Here is a 13,761-nt window from a genome sequence, read left to right as displayed (position 1 = left end):
CGCAGCCGATGACACGTCCCTCGGAGGTCGAGGTGAGCGTCATCATCCCCGTCCGTGGGGCGAGCGCGAGCCTGGCCGTGCAGCTGAGCGTGCTCGGCGCGCCGCCGTTCGTCCTCGTCCTTGTCGACAACGGGCGCAACGGCGACCTGCGTGGGGACTGTCTCCGTCGTATCGGGGACGGTGGGTGCTGCGGCCCCTCAGGGGAGCGGCGCGTGGTCACGGCATCCTCGGGCCCGCGTGCGGACGCGGTGGGGCGCCTGTTCGGACTCGTCGTCGGGCGCGTGTGGTTCAGGGCGCATCGTCGACGGCGGCCGGCGCCGTCAGCCGTCGTACCCGAGATGCCGAAGCGCACCGACGAGTGCGTGAGCGCGACTCCGGTGAACGCGCGACGAACAACGACGCAGTGACGGGGGCCGCGCGCGGCAAATGAGCGTCGCAGCAGGGGGCGGCACCCTAGAATCTGCGGCATGGGTTTGAAGATCTCGGTCATCGGCACGGGCTATCTGGGCGCGGTGCATGCGGCGTGCATGGCTGAGTTGGGTCATGACGTGGTGGGTGTCGACACGGATGTGTTGAAGATCGAGGCGTTGGCAGCGGGGCGTAGTCCGATCTTCGAGCCGGGGTTGCCGGAGTTGTTGGTGAGTGCGCAGGCGTCGGGTCGGTTGCGGTGGTCGACGGACATCGCTGATGTGGCGGATGCTGATGTGCATTTTGTGTGTGTGGGGACGCCGCAGAAGCCGGGGGAGTATGCGGCGAACACGGATTATGTGTTCGGTGCGTTCGCGTCGTTGGCGCCGCACATGAAGGCGGGGTCAGTGGCGGTGGGCAAGTCGACGGTGCCGGTGGGGACGGTGCCGCGCGTGCTGGACGTGCTGCAGGCCGGCGTGTGTGACGGGGTGGATGCGCGTCTGATCTGGAATCCGGAGTTCTTGCGTGAGGGATTCGCGGTGAAGGACACGTTGACGCCGGATCGGTTCGTGTACGGCGTGGAGGGGGAGTTCGCGGAGGCGAATGTCGCGCGTCTGGATGAGGTGTATGCGCGGGCATTGGCGGCGGGTACGCCGCGGTTGGTGACGAATTTCGCGACGGCTGAGTTGGTCAAGGTGAGCGCGAATGCGTTCCTCGCGACGAAGATCTCGTTCATCAATGCGATGGCTGAGGTGTGTGAGGCGAGCGGCGGTGATGTCGTCGCGCTCGCGGATGCGATCGGGCATGACGAGCGCATCGGGCGCAAGTTCTTGGGTGCGGGTGTCGGGTTCGGTGGGGGGTGCTTACCGAAGGACATTCGTGCGTTCATGGCACGTGGTGAGGAGCTCGGCCTGGCGGAGTCGGTGGAGTTCTTGCGGACGGTGGATGCGACGAACGTGCGTCGTCGTTCGCGGGTGGTGGAGCTCGTGCGTGACGTGCTGGGTGAGGACGTCGTGGGGGCGCCGGTGGCGGTGTTGGGGGCGGCGTTCAAGCCGAATTCGGACGATATTCGGGATAGTCCGGCGTTGGACGTGGCTGAGCGTCTGGTGGCGTTGGGTGTGGATGTGCGGGTGCATGATCCGGAGGCACTGGCTGTGGCGCGGGCTCAGCGTCCGGGGCCGGGTTATGTCGACACGGTTGATGAGGCGTTGGTGGGGGCGCGGGTGGTCGTGTTGTTGACGGAGTGGCAGGTGTATCGCGATCTCGACCCGGCCGTTGTTGCTGAGCAGGTCGCGGGTCGTGTGCTCATCGATGGGCGGAATGCGGTGGATCGGCAGCGGTGGGCTGAGGCGGGTTTCACCGTCCACGCCCTCGGCCGCCCGACGATCACCCCCGCAAGCTGACCTCTTCCCCGCGTCCAGATGCACGCGGGTGCACTTGGACGCAGGGTTTCGGGCTGGGCGCGGTTGCGGTCGGTGGGTTCGACACGATCATCCGGCCTTGAAACGATGAGCCCATGCGAGTGATCACGGCGAACGTCAACGGCATCAGGGCAGCGCAGCGTCGCGGGGGTCTGGAGTGGTTGGCGCAGCAGGAGCCGGACGTCGTCGCGATGCAGGAGGTGCGCGCGTCGGCGAAGCAGTTCGCGACCGCACTCGACGGTTCGGCTCTCGCCGAGTACGAACTCGCGCACGCCGAGTCGGCCGCTGCGGGCCGTGAGGGCGTCGCCATCCTGACGAAGCATGCGCTCGCGTCGTCGAGCTGCGTCATCGACGGCTTCGACGAGATCGGCCGCTGGGTGGAGGCTGACGTCGTCGTCGACGGGCGCAGCGTCACGATCGCGAGCGTCTACGTGCACACCGGCGAGGCGGGCACCGACAAGCAGACTGCGAAGTACGCCTTCCTCGACGCGCTCGAGGCGCGGATGGCGCAGCTCGTCGATCGTCCGGCGCTCGTCATGGGCGATTTCAACGTCGCGCACACGGTGAACGACCTCAAGAACTGGAAGGGAAACCGTGGCAAGGCCGGGTTTCTCGAGGACGAGCAGGCGTACCTGACGCGGCTCACCGAGAACGGCTGGGTCGACGTCGTGCGCGCCAATCACGGCGACGTGCCAGGCCCGTACTCGTGGTGGTCGTGGCGCGGAAAGGCGTTCGACAACGACTCCGGGTGGCGCATCGACTACCAGTTCGCGAGCCCGACGCTCGCCGCTGTCGCCCGCGAACCGTGGATCGGGCGCGCCGCAGCCTACGATCAGCGGTGGAGCGACCACGCGGCGGTCGTCGTCGACTACGACCTCGCCGCGCTCGAGACGACGGGGGAGTGACGTGAGCGAACCGCGCGACGCCGCGTCGTCGGGCGAACCGGCACAGGCTGACGAGGCCGTCGAGCCCGTGACGCCCGGGCAGTGGGGCACGTTCCGCACACGCGCCGATCAGCGACGGCTCGCGCAGGTGCAGGCCGCGAAGCGCGAGCGTGAGGCAGCGCGAGCCCGCCCGGACGTTTCGCTCAGCCTCGATGCCGGGCCGGCGCCGGTTCGCCCTCGGCAGGCGGGCCATGAGGTCGACAGCCTGGCCACCGGGGATGATCGCGAGACCTTCACCATCCTCGGCGTGTGCACGGGAAACGTCTGTCGCTCACCGTATTTCGAGCGTGTGCTGGCTGCCGACCTGGCGGGCCTGCCGGTACGCGTCGAGGGCGCCGGGACGGGCGCGTTGCTCATCGACAGGATGTCATCAGGGACGCAGGTTCTCCTGCGTGAGCGCGGCCTCGACGGCGCGCGCTACCGTCCGCGTCAGGTGACGCCCGCACTCGTGCGCGAGGCGGACCTCGTGCTGGCAGCGTCGCGCGAGCATCGGCGCGTCCTCGCCGAAGAGGCGCCAATGGCGGCGTCGCGCATCTTCGCGTTGCTCGACTTCGCCGACGTCTGCACCGTGGCCCCCGTGCCCCGAGCCCAGGGCGTCCACGGGCTGCGCGAGTTCGTCGCCAAATCGCCGGCGGGTAGCGTCGAGCGTCACACCACTCGATTGGATGCCCAGGCGGAGATTCTCGACCCGTTCCGTCAGGGCCCGGAGGTCTTTGCGAGGATGGCGGCGCAGGTCGATCCGGCGCTCGCGACCGTGGCGGCGGCCGTTCGTCGCATCATGGGTTGAACGATTCGGCACGACAGTGAGGATGAGCGGATGAGCAACCACCACGCAGTGGAGTGCTGGCTGACGGACATGGATGGCGTTCTCGTGCATGAGGAGCGCGCCATTCCGGGGGCTTCGGAGTTCTTGCAGGCGTTGCAGGAGACGGGGCGTCGCTTCCTCGTGCTCACGAACAACTCGATCTACACGCCGCGCGATCTGCGCGCGCGGTTGCTCGCGTCGGGCATCGACGTGCCGGAGGAGGCGATCTGGACGTCGGCGCTCGCGACGGCGCAGTTCCTCGCCGATCAGCGCGCCGGTGGCAGCGCGTACGTCGTCGGTGAGGCGGGGCTGACGACGGCGCTCCATAACGTCGGCTACACGATGACGGAGCGAGACCCCGACTACGTCGTGCTGGGGGAGACGCGCACGTATTCGTTCACGGCGATCACGCGTGCGATCCGTCTCATCGAGGGTGGCGCGCGGTTCATCGCGACGAACCCGGACGTCACGGGCCCGAGCACGGAGGGGCCGTTGCCGGCGACGGGGTCGATCGCGGCGCTCATCACGGCGGCGACGGGCGTCAAGCCGTACTACGTCGGCAAGCCGAATCCGCTCATGATGCGCAGCGCGCTCAACCGCATCGATGCGCACTCGGAGTCGACGGTGATGATCGGTGACCGCCTCGACACGGACGTGCGCAGCGGCCTCGAAGCGGGGCTGCGCAGCATTCTCGTGCTGACCGGTTCGACGAGGCCCGATCAGGTCGACCGGTACCCATTCGTGCCGACGCGCATCTGCGATTCGATCGCCGACGTAGTACCGCTTGTCCACGAGCTCGCGCCGCACCCCGACGACGACGTCATGGGGTACGGCTCGCACGACGAGGCCGTATGACCCAATTCGCCGAGACGTACCTCGGACGCTTGCGCGCCCTCGTGGGGTCCCAGCTCATCCTGATGCCTGGCGCCCAGGTGGTTCTGTTTGATGCGGGTAGCCACGTTCTGATGCAGCGACGCGCCGATTCAGGCCAGTGGGAGTTTCCGTCCGGTTCAGCCGAGCGTGGGCAATCTTTCGCCGACATCGCGATCACAGAACTGGCCGAGGAGGCCGGGGTGCTCGTGCGAGAGGACGAGCTCGAGCCCTTTGCCTGCCTGTCCGATCCGAAGGTCACGCATCTTCGTTACTCCAATGGCGACCAGGTGCAGGCGTTCGCCTTGTGCTTTGTTGTGCGCGTAGCACAGCGTCCGCCGGCCTGGGGCGCGGACGGTGAAGCCGCAGAGCACACGTGGTGGCCGCTGGCCGGCCTCCCCACCTCTCTTGACCGGACTGCAGGGGCAACAGCAGCGCACCTGCGCGCATATCTGCGCAGCGGCTCTTTCCAAGTGGGGTAGGAGTGCCCCGAGACGGCCGCCGGGGTAGGTGATGACACAGGCGTTCGGGCTGCCACGCCTTCGTCTTGGGGAGGTCGCCCACGTAGCGATAACCTGAGGCAAGCGAACATTCGTCGCACCAACTGATCGAAGGAGCCAGCACAGGCCATGGAGAAGATCAAGGTCAAGAACCCCATCGTCGAGCTCGACGGTGACGAGATGACGCGCATCATCTGGCAGTTCATCAAGGACCGCCTGATCCACCCGTACCTCGACGTCGACCTCAAGTACTACGACCTCGGCATCGAGAACCGCGACGCCACGGACGACCAGGTCACCGTCGACGCGGCGAACGCGATCAAGGAGTACGGCGTCGGCGTCAAGTGCGCCACCATCACGCCCGACGAGGCGCGCGTCGAGGAGTTCGGCCTCAAGGAGATGTGGAAGAGCCCGAACGGCACGATCCGCAACATCCTCGGCGGCGTCATCTTCCGTGAGCCGATCATCATGAGCAACGTGCCGCGCCTCGTGCCGGGCTGGACGAAGCCGATCATCATCGGTCGCCACGCTCACGCCGACCAGTACAAGTCGCAGAACTTCAAGGTTCCCGGCGCCGGCAAGGTCGAGATCTCCTACACGCCCGCCGACGGTGGCGAGAAGCAGGTCTACGAGGTCGCCGAGTTCCCCGAGTCGGGTGGCGTCGCGATGGGCATGTACAACTACAACAAGTCGATCGAGGACTTCGCTCGCGCGTCGCTCAACTACGGTCTCGAGCGCAACGTGCCCGTGTACCTGTCGACGAAGAACACGATCCTCAAGGCGTACGACGGCGCGTTCAAGGACATCTTCCAGGACGTCTTCGACCGCGAGTTCAAGGCTCAGTTCGACGAGCGCGGCCTCACCTACGAGCACCGTCTCATCGACGACATGGTCGCCTCCGCGCTCAAGTGGGAGGGCGGCTACGTCTGGGCGTGCAAGAACTACGACGGTGACGTGCAGTCCGACATCGTCGCGCAGGGCTTCGGCTCGCTCGGCCTCATGACGTCGGTCCTCATGACGCCGGACGGCAAGACCGTCGAGGCCGAGGCTGCGCATGGCACGGTGACGCGTCACTACCGTCAGCACCAGCAGGGCAAGGAGACGTCGACCAACCCGATCGCGTCGATCTTCGCCTGGACGCGTGGCCTCGCCAAGCGTGGCGAGCTCGACGAGACGCCCGAGGTGACGAAGTTCGCCGAGACGCTCGAGCGCGTCTGCATCGAGACCGTCGAGAGCGGCAAGATGACGAAGGACCTGGCCCTGCTCATCGGCAAGGACCAGCCCTACCTCAACACGCAGGACTTCCTCGCCGCCATCGACGAGAACCTCAGCAAGGCCATGGCTGCCTGATCCAGGCTCGCGCCTGACGTCGAGGGCCGCCGTTCGATTCGTCGAACGGCGGCCCTTCAGTGTGCGTAGTGAGGTGCCGCGGTCTCAGGGGGTCCGGGCTGTGCATGCCTCGCATGTGCACATGCCCTGGCCAAAGCTCGGTGTGTAGTGAACAAGTCCGTGGATTGTCCCGTCGCGGTCCCGGTGAAATCGTGGCCACAGGAGATCGAAGTATCTCGTATCGGGGGTGGTCGCGTACCGCCGGTAGAGCGCGTAGGTCACGAGATCGGCCGCTTGCAACAGCCGGGTTGCGCGTGAATCGGTGAAGAGCGGGACGTCGGCCAGGTTCCTCAACTGACCCACGTCCCCGGCTGCCGCACGCCATTCGGTGACCCAGGATTGAATGTCGGCCTCTGCGACGACGCGTCGGTCGTGGATGACCAGGCCGCGATTTGGCTGGTCGTCATCGACCCGGAGCCTCTTCAACATGACGTCGAACTTGTTGAGAAGGACCTCATAAGCGAATCGCTCGCGCTGCAGCGGGCTGCTGCTGGTGCGAAAGCGTCGATCCAGCACGACGCCGAACAGCCAAGGCTCCTCCTCAGGAGTTGCCGGCGTGAACGTGGCGAGCGACGCGTAGGCCTCTTCAAGCAGGGTCAGACGCGTGTGGCGAGGTACCGTCGCCCAGATTCGCGTCCGTCCTTGAGCGCTCCCCTTGGGCTTCTTGGCGTTTCTCATCTCGTTCGCGTGGAGTTCGTATTCCTCCAGGTTGACCGGGACGCGGCCGAGGTGCTTGATCACCAGCTCGTCGAGCACCGACTGAAGCTGAGCTGCGTCATTCTCATGCAGCGCCAGCCCGCCGAGAACGAAGGCATGGGCGTCATGACCGTGAGTGCCCGATTCGTCGACAAACATGAGATACATCAACGCCCCCGAGGTGCAGAACGGGGCCCACCGCTACAGCGGTGAACCCCGTTCAAGCCATGTCATCGCCGCTACGGGCACCGCGTCGGCAGTCCCGACCGCGCTCGCACCGCGTTGGCAGTGCTCGACGACGATTCCAGTGTCGCTCACGCCACCGGATCATGGCAAGTGTTCCGGGTGCCCCACATGATCCAGGCCATCGTTTGAATCGTCGAACGGCGGCCCCCGGGCGTGCGCGGTGAGGTGCCGCGGTCTCTCGGGCGAAGCCACACGCGCGCCACCTCTGTCGGATAGCCGAGGTCGACGAAGCCGCCAGTGGCGGGGCGGCGCACGACTAAGCTGAGCGCGGGATGTTCGGATCAGACCAGGGGGAGTGCGATGACGCAATCGCAGCAGGTGACGCGCCGCGGTGCACTGACGCTGGGGGCCGGCATCAGCATGGCGGTCCTCGCGGCGTGCTCATCCGGTGACACGTCGAAGAAGCCACAGGCGTCGTCGAAGGCCCCGGACATGGGCGACATCGACAAACTGCCCGGCCCTGAGAGGCTGCGCGCGCAGACGAAGTTCTTGGGGCCGACGAGCTACGTGAAGACCTACAAGGTCGATTCATCAGGCGCGGGGGGCGCCTACCGGACCGTCGAGGACTGCTACGCGGCCATCGCCACGGACAAGCAGCAGCGCCTCGGCGTGGGGGCGCAGAGCCCCCAGAGCAACCCGTGGGATTGGCGCAAGGTCGAGATCGCGCCTGGCACCTACCGCGAGACGCTCTCCGGCACGCCGCCGCATGTCGCGCTCATCGGCATGGGGGCCAAGCCCTCGGACACCCACTTCATCACGACGGGCGACGAGGGCACGATCGGCACGACGGGGCGTTCGACGTACGTGCGCAACCTGTTTCTCGAGCAGGCGGATGCGAACCCCGACTCGCATCCGCTGCGCGAGCAGGGCCAGTCGGGTGACGTCGGTCTCGGGCCGCTGCAGCGTCGCACGATCCTGTTCGAGGATGTCGTGTTTCTCGCAGGCGGCGACGGAGCGTGGGGCAAGACGGCCGCCGACATCATGCCCGGGCCTGGCACGACGCTCGTCTTCCGTGGGTGCACGTTCGACGCGCCCGGCCAGCAGCAGCAGGTCAACGTCGTCACCAACTCGCACGAGACGAACGCGCGCTCCGACTTCTTCTTCATCGGCTGCACCGTCGCGGGCAACCAGAAGCGGGCGGGCAACAGCGACTCGACGATGTCCTTCCCGGTCGGGGCGCCCGACTTCTCCGCCGGCCACGGGGACAACTTCGTCTGGATGGACGGGCACTGGAACATGGGTGGCGCGGTTCGTGTCGATGCCCTGCTCGCCTTCCCGTCGACGCTCGATCCGACGAACGGCAAGGTGACCAATAAGAACCCCACGACGCGGTACATCGTCGTCAATCCGGGGCAGGTGGCCGGTGCGAAGGCGACCGCGCCTGACGGGGTGCTGCCCGTCGGTGATCAGCCGGCGAAGGACGTGTCGTTGCCGGTGGGCGCAGTGTCGGCCCAGGAGGCGCAGTTCTTCGGTGAACGGCCCACGGCGAAAGAGACTGCGTTGCAGCCGAAGTCGCCGCAGCAGGGCCAGGTCCAGGTCAAGGCGGGGGACGTCTACTGGGTCGCTGTCGACCTCGGTGCGAAGGCTGCGTGCGCGCAGGCGGTGACGATCGGCGAGTCGAGCACCGGGCTGGCCGCGGCCGCCATCACGTTGACGAAGGACGGCAAACCGGACGCCAACGGCAACGCGATGACGAGCGGCAAGGGCCTCGCGAAGGGGCGCGTCCGGGTCGAGACGCACTGGTACTACCCGGGGCAGGCGCCGTTCTGGGTGGGGTTGAGCTTCGACGCTGACGCCTCCGTCCCTGCGATGCGCGCCGACGCCGGCGCGGCCTTCCGTGGGGGCCAAAGAGCTGGGGTGACCGCGCTCGACGCCCTGACGGCGGTGCCGGCCGGTACGCTCGTACCGCGCCCGACGATCGTCAGCGCATGGGCGCAGGGGTGAAGTGGCGCCCGGGCCACGCTGGCCGCGGCGTCGCGACCCGGAGCGCACCAATGTGCGGAGGGGGCAGGGGATGAGGGCAGTCGACGCCGCGCGAGCGGCGAAGCATCGGGCGTTCCTGGCCGGGCGGGGACTGGCTGAGCGCAGAGAGGCGTTCTCCGACGCCATGCTCGCGCGCCGGGCCTGCCGCCTCGGGCCGGGTTTCGACGCCGAGCGTCACCGAGAGGCCGACGGCCAATTCGCGCTCGACTACTTCCTGAACCGTGTCGACGACACGCTGACCGACGCGGGCCTCGACGTCCCACGTCGCATCTTCGTGGCCTGGACAGGGGAGAACGCACTGACGCCGAACCGGCTCGCCGCATTGGAGAGCATCCGCGCGATGAACGCGGGCCTCGACGTCGTACTCGTCACCCCGGAGAACCTGAACGAGTGGGTGGTCGACACTCATCCGTTGCATGCGGCGTACGAGCACCTCTCGGCCGTGCACCGTTCCGACTACCTGCTTCACCACCACGGTGGTGGGTGGAGCGACCTCAAGCGCGCGTCGCACGACTGGTCGCCGAGCTTCGACGCCATCAACGCCGACCCGTCGGCGTGGTTGCTCGGTTACCCGGAGGCACGGTCGCGTGACGTCGCGTATCTGGCCTCGCCGCTCGGGCGCGAGATGGCCGCCCGGCACCGAACCATCGCCGCCAACTGCGCGTTCATCGCACGGCCGCTGACGCCGTTCACCGCAGCGTGGCTCGAAGAGGTCGAGGCTCGCCTCGACTACTACGCGCGCTCGCTCGCCCGTCACCCGGCGGTCGATCCGTTCGGCGACGGAGGCGGCTACCCCTTGCCGTGGTCTGCTCTGCAGGGCCTCGTGTTCCAGCCGCTGCAGCTGCGCTTCGCTGAGCACACCGAGCTCGATGAGCGCCTACGGCCGGCGCAGGCAGACCACCGGTGAGGGCCCGAAGACCACGACGGCTCACCTCGCAGGAACCGGCGGGACTTCGTCGGATTCAGAGGGGCTTGATCGCAGCAAGTGCAGAAGCAGGGAATGAGGACATGGAACATGGCGGAGAATGATGCGAACCGCGTGACGCGTCGCCTCGCGCTGACATGGGCGGGCGCCGCGGGCGCTTCGTTGCTCGCTGCGTGTTCGGATGGCGGGCCGCAACGGCGGGCATCGAGCAGCGCCTCGTCGAAGGCCGGAGACGATTCGCAGCTACCCGGGCCGGAGCGGATCAAGAAGCAGACCGAGCATCTTGAGCCGACCACGTACGTCAAGACGTACGACGTGAACCCTGCGGGAGGGCAAGGCTCCTACAAGACGATCCAGGAGGCATACGCCGCTGTTCTCAAGGACAAGGCGGAGGCGCTGGGCATCGCAGGGATGGTGCTGGCCCAGAGCAATCCTTGGGACTGGCGACTGATTCGCGTGGCGCCTGGTGTGTACAAGGGTGGGGCCGCAGGTATCCCGCCGCACACGGCGCTCGTGGGGCAAGGTGAGAAGCCCGAAGACGTGCGCATCACCTTCGGCGGCAATGACGACACACTGGCGACGACCGGCCGCAGCGCATACATTCGCAATCTGCAGGTGGAGTACGAAGGCCGAAATCCCGATGTGCATCCTTTCCGCGACGAGGGCGCTTCGGGAGATGTCGGTCTGGGCAACTGCCAAGAGCGGACCGTCACGCTGCAATCCGTCCGGATGAAGTCGGTTGTGGGCGGCAGCGGAGGTCAGACAGCGGCAGACATCATGACCGGGCCGGGTGTTTCTTTGTCCTTCATCGACTGCGTGTTCGATGCCGAGGGCCAGGCACAGGCGGTCAACCTCGTCACCGATGCCGGGCCAGGTACGCGGACGGCGCAGTTCGCGTTCGTCGGATGCACGGTCCGAGCAAACTTCTCGCAGCACCCTGACCCAGCGAGGGGGCAGTCGGTCGTCACCGCGTACGTCACCGGTTTTCCGGATTTCGGTGAGGGCCGCGGCGACACCGTCCTGTGGATGGATGGCTCGTGGCAGGTCGGTTCCGCCGCAGGGGTTGGCTCGCTGCTCACGTTTCCGCTCGTCAAGGACCCGTCCAACCCGGATCTGAAGGCTGCGCGAGCTGGAACCACGTACATCGTCGTGAATCCAGGATCTTTTCCCGGGGCACCGCTCCTCGTGGCAGATCGAACGAAACCGTCGACCACCGCTGTTCCCACGACGTTCGACCTCCCGATGGGCTGCCTGAGCGCCAAGGAGAAGACGTTCTTCGGCTCTCAGCCGTCTCGTACGCCGAGCCGCCTGTCTCCGCGCAACGCAGGCTCGGGAAACGTTGCGGTGAAGGCCGGTGAGGTCCACTGGGTGGGGGTCGACCTCGGCTCCGCCGCGTTGCGAGTCATCGGTGCGGACCTGGGAGGGACCCCGGCGGATGCAGTCGGCTCGGTTCAGGTGCGTCTCGACCACGATGGGCGCCCGCACAAGGACTTGAACGCGATGACGGCGTCCACAAGTCGAGCCGCTGGCGGTGATTCGACGGTGCCGCTGCAGCCTCGATGGTTCTACCCCGGGCAGGGGATCGTGTGGGTTGCCATTGCCTACGCCCGGGACGCGAAGGTGCCCGCGATGAGGGCGGCGAAGGGGCAAGCATTCATCAGTACGGGGTATTCCCCGGGCAAGGACCTGCCGGATCCGACAGCCGCCCGAGCGGTTCCGGAGGGAGCGCTCGTGCCGAGACCGATCCTCATCAATCAGTGGTCGCCTGCACAGTGAAGGACTGAATGCGATCTCGTGATCCGACGATGTCCCTGACGGCGTCGAGATTCGCCGTGCCGGCGTCTGTGCTGGGCTCCAGGATGGCCCCCTCGGCCCACTCGTTCCAGGCGTTGACGAAGACGATGCGGTCGTCGTGAGGGCGATCCTGCACCGCCACTGCTGCTGCCAAGAGCCATCGACGGAAGGTGAAGGGGTTCGATTCGATCCAGAGGTGGCCCCTGAGCCCTCGACGCGGGGTGTTGTCCCAGGCCGGCATCACGCCGGGATAATGAGTGTCGGGGATGGACTCGAGCGCTTCGACGTCAGCCTCGACCAGACCCAGATAAGAGAAGATTCCTCCGTCGAACCCGCGTCTGACGAACATGCGTGTGGTGTCTGCCTTCACGTACTTCTTGGAGTGCGGGGGGAAGGACATCGTGGCGTCGAGGGATGAGAGCACCTCAGGGGTGAGGCGATCGTATTCGACGCCGAGCAGGTGCAGATCCATCCCGACTGCGCGGGCCGCAGAACGCCACGCCTCGGCGACGTCCGGAAAATCGGGGATGCTCGTGGGGCGATAGACGGCCAAGACTTTCTTGCCGTCCACGCTCAGATACCGGTGGTCGCGCAGGAGGTCGAGTGCGTGATCGAGAAACTGCGCTGCCGGCACCCGGTCATAGTCCTGTGCCTTGAGCACTGCGCTGAGATCCCCGTCCCAGCTACGGGTCCAATCCTCGTTGGCCCACATGAGACAGAAGGGGAGGTCCAAGGTCTTCTGATCGATGTGACGTGCCAGGGGCAGGTCGAGCAGGCGATCGCCCGCGAACCAGTAGTGGTAGTACATGAGGCCTGCCACGCCGGCGTCGCGCGCCATGCTTGCCTGCTTCTGCCGCACCTCGTCGACACGCAGGTCGTAGAACCCGAACGCGCGAGGCAGCTTCGGCTGACGATGGCCCCGAAAGCTGGGGCGGGCAGACGCGACGTTCGTCCATTCGGTGAATCCCTCGCCCCACCAGGCGTCGTTCTCGGGGGTCGGATGGAACTGAGGGAGATAGAAAGGTACGACGCGCGGGGGCTCGAGTGAGGCATGCGGCGCGGTGACGTCATCCGTGGTGATGAACGGAGCGCCGGCCTCGGCGGCCAGGCCGCCCAGCAAAGCCAGAAACACCTCGTCCTGCCCGTCGTGGGGTACCTCCTCCGGCGGCAGGTGGATGGCTGCCAGTGCTCGGAGAACGAAGGCCCTGCAACTGAAGTCGAAAGTGGTCGGGATGGGGGCATCCGGCCCCACACGGGGCCAGTGACGTCGCGTGAGAATCCTGTTCGCGCGTTTGATGTTCTCGTGGGATGCAGCCGCGAGCTCGTTCGAGACACCCCCGACGAAGGGACTGTGTTCCAGGACATCCAGAGTCCCCTGGGGCGGCAGTGCGCCACTGCTGGTGACGACCACGGTTTCGTAGCCCTCGAGGAGACCGGCATTGATGGCACTCAGGACGCGGCGCCCAGCCGTCCATGACCCGGGGGCTGCGCTGCCGACAGCATCGGACGGCGCCTGTGGAGACAGGTCGATGACGTCACTCGCTGCCCATGGCGAGTTGGTGTCGGCAACCGCTCGAGGGGGCCTCCCGCCCAGGCTCAGGATGAGCGTCGTCGAGCGTCGGGGTCGTGTGAAGGCCCCGTAGGCCTTGGGAAACAGTGGGTCGGGCAACCGGCCCAGGGCGGATGCGTCGAGCCACTGAGGGGTGGCCTGCCGAACAGCCAAGTTAGCCACTTCACGGCGCGCGTTCCGCCGGCTGTCCCGGTCATTTCTGGGGTCCAT

12 protein-coding genes are annotated in these 13,761 nt (G+C 66.9%); 10 read left to right on the top strand and 2 right to left on the bottom strand.

The features are described from left to right. The first annotated feature begins 8 nt into the window (after positions 1-8). The 7 genes from DYE07_RS13640 (at position 9) to DYE07_RS13610 (ending at position 6,298) form a co-directional block, all read left to right on the top strand. Positions 9-407 carry a hypothetical protein gene (locus DYE07_RS13640; protein WP_115297303.1) on the top strand — a complete coding sequence of 133 codons (399 nt, stop codon included), beginning with the start codon at positions 9-11 and terminating at the stop codon, positions 405-407. A gap of 60 nt (positions 408-467) precedes the next feature. Beyond that, entirely contained in the window at positions 468-1,811 is a 1,344-nt protein-coding gene (locus tag DYE07_RS13635; RefSeq protein ID WP_115297302.1) for a UDP-glucose dehydrogenase family protein, read from the top strand. 113 nt (positions 1,812-1,924) lie between these two features. Beyond that, positions 1,925-2,734: an exodeoxyribonuclease III gene (locus tag DYE07_RS13630; RefSeq protein WP_115297301.1), complete on the top strand. Its 810-nt coding sequence runs from the start codon at positions 1,925-1,927 to the stop codon at positions 2,732-2,734. Position 2,735: 1 nt separating this feature from the next. Continuing rightward, positions 2,736-3,560: an arsenate reductase/protein-tyrosine-phosphatase family protein gene (locus DYE07_RS13625; RefSeq protein ID WP_172463034.1), complete on the top strand. Its 825-nt coding sequence runs from the start codon at positions 2,736-2,738 to the stop codon at positions 3,558-3,560. A gap of 30 nt (positions 3,561-3,590) precedes the next feature. Continuing rightward, the gene (locus tag DYE07_RS13620; RefSeq protein WP_115297299.1) at positions 3,591-4,433 is read left to right on the top strand and encodes an HAD-IIA family hydrolase; all 843 of its coding nucleotides are present in this window, start codon (positions 3,591-3,593) and stop codon (positions 4,431-4,433) included. Further along, complete coding sequence (locus DYE07_RS13615) at positions 4,430-4,930, top strand: NUDIX domain-containing protein (RefSeq protein ID WP_051806063.1); 501 nt, start codon at positions 4,430-4,432, stop codon at positions 4,928-4,930. The genes DYE07_RS13620 and DYE07_RS13615 overlap by 4 nt, the downstream gene beginning before the upstream one ends. 147 nt (positions 4,931-5,077) lie before the next feature. After that, positions 5,078-6,298 carry an NADP-dependent isocitrate dehydrogenase gene (locus tag DYE07_RS13610; RefSeq protein ID WP_115297298.1) on the top strand — a complete coding sequence of 407 codons (1,221 nt, stop codon included), beginning with the start codon at positions 5,078-5,080 and terminating at the stop codon, positions 6,296-6,298. An 84-nt stretch (positions 6,299-6,382) separates the two neighbouring features. Here the strand turns inward: DYE07_RS13610 and DYE07_RS13605 are convergent, their stop codons facing one another. After that, the gene (locus DYE07_RS13605; protein ID WP_172463033.1) at positions 6,383-7,192 is read right to left on the bottom strand and encodes a DUF3800 domain-containing protein; all 810 of its coding nucleotides are present in this window, start codon (positions 7,190-7,192) and stop codon (positions 6,383-6,385) included. Between the two features lie 387 nt (positions 7,193-7,579). Between DYE07_RS13605 and DYE07_RS13600 the strand changes: the two genes are divergently transcribed. The 3 genes from DYE07_RS13600 (at position 7,580) to DYE07_RS13590 (ending at position 11,963) form a co-directional block, all read left to right on the top strand. Beyond that, the gene (locus DYE07_RS13600) at positions 7,580-9,223 is read left to right on the top strand and encodes a hypothetical protein (protein ID WP_115297296.1); all 1,644 of its coding nucleotides are present in this window, start codon (positions 7,580-7,582) and stop codon (positions 9,221-9,223) included. A gap of 70 nt (positions 9,224-9,293) precedes the next feature. Beyond that, positions 9,294-10,169 (top strand): hypothetical protein, encoded by an 876-nt coding sequence (locus tag DYE07_RS13595; protein WP_147286949.1) that lies wholly within the window; start codon positions 9,294-9,296, stop codon positions 10,167-10,169. A 132-nt stretch (positions 10,170-10,301) separates the two neighbouring features. Then, on the top strand, positions 10,302-11,963 hold the full coding sequence (locus DYE07_RS13590; RefSeq protein ID WP_147286948.1) for a hypothetical protein: 1,662 nt from the start codon (positions 10,302-10,304) through the stop codon (positions 11,961-11,963). On the opposite strand, the gene DYE07_RS13585 is transcribed toward DYE07_RS13590, so the two are convergent. Continuing rightward, a complete protein-coding gene (locus tag DYE07_RS13585) occupies positions 11,938-13,704 on the bottom strand; it encodes a glycosyltransferase WbsX family protein (RefSeq protein WP_172463032.1) in 1,767 nt (588 codons plus the stop codon). The two genes, DYE07_RS13590 and DYE07_RS13585, sit on opposite strands and share 26 nt — an antisense overlap. Between the last annotated feature and the right edge of the window lie 57 nt (positions 13,705-13,761).

Source organism: Dermacoccus nishinomiyaensis (assembly GCF_900447535.1).
GTDB classification, from domain to species: domain Bacteria; phylum Actinomycetota; class Actinomycetes; order Actinomycetales; family Dermatophilaceae; genus Dermacoccus; species Dermacoccus nishinomiyaensis.
The sequence above is the reverse complement of the archived record's forward strand: the minus strand, read 5'-3'. Positions and strand labels throughout refer to the sequence as shown.

Bases quoted from the DNA above. Each gene is read 5' to 3' on its own strand.
- DYE07_RS13640 (WP_115297303.1), top strand. From the start codon at position 9: ATGACACGTCCCTCGGAGGTCGAGGTGAGCGTCATCATCCCCGTCCGT.
- DYE07_RS13635 (WP_115297302.1), top strand. From the start codon at position 468: ATGGGTTTGAAGATCTCGGTCATCGGCACGGGCTATCTGGGCGCGGTG.
- DYE07_RS13630 (WP_115297301.1), top strand. From the start codon at position 1,925: ATGCGAGTGATCACGGCGAACGTCAACGGCATCAGGGCAGCGCAGCGT.
- DYE07_RS13620 (WP_115297299.1), top strand. From the start codon at position 3,591: ATGAGCAACCACCACGCAGTGGAGTGCTGGCTGACGGACATGGATGGC.
- DYE07_RS13615 (WP_051806063.1), top strand. From the start codon at position 4,430: ATGACCCAATTCGCCGAGACGTACCTCGGACGCTTGCGCGCCCTCGTG.
- DYE07_RS13610 (WP_115297298.1), top strand. From the start codon at position 5,078: ATGGAGAAGATCAAGGTCAAGAACCCCATCGTCGAGCTCGACGGTGAC.
- DYE07_RS13605 (WP_172463033.1), bottom strand. From the start codon at position 7,192: ATGTTTGTCGACGAATCGGGCACTCACGGTCATGACGCCCATGCCTTC.
- DYE07_RS13600 (WP_115297296.1), top strand. From the start codon at position 7,580: ATGACGCAATCGCAGCAGGTGACGCGCCGCGGTGCACTGACGCTGGGG.
- DYE07_RS13595 (WP_147286949.1), top strand. From the start codon at position 9,294: ATGAGGGCAGTCGACGCCGCGCGAGCGGCGAAGCATCGGGCGTTCCTG.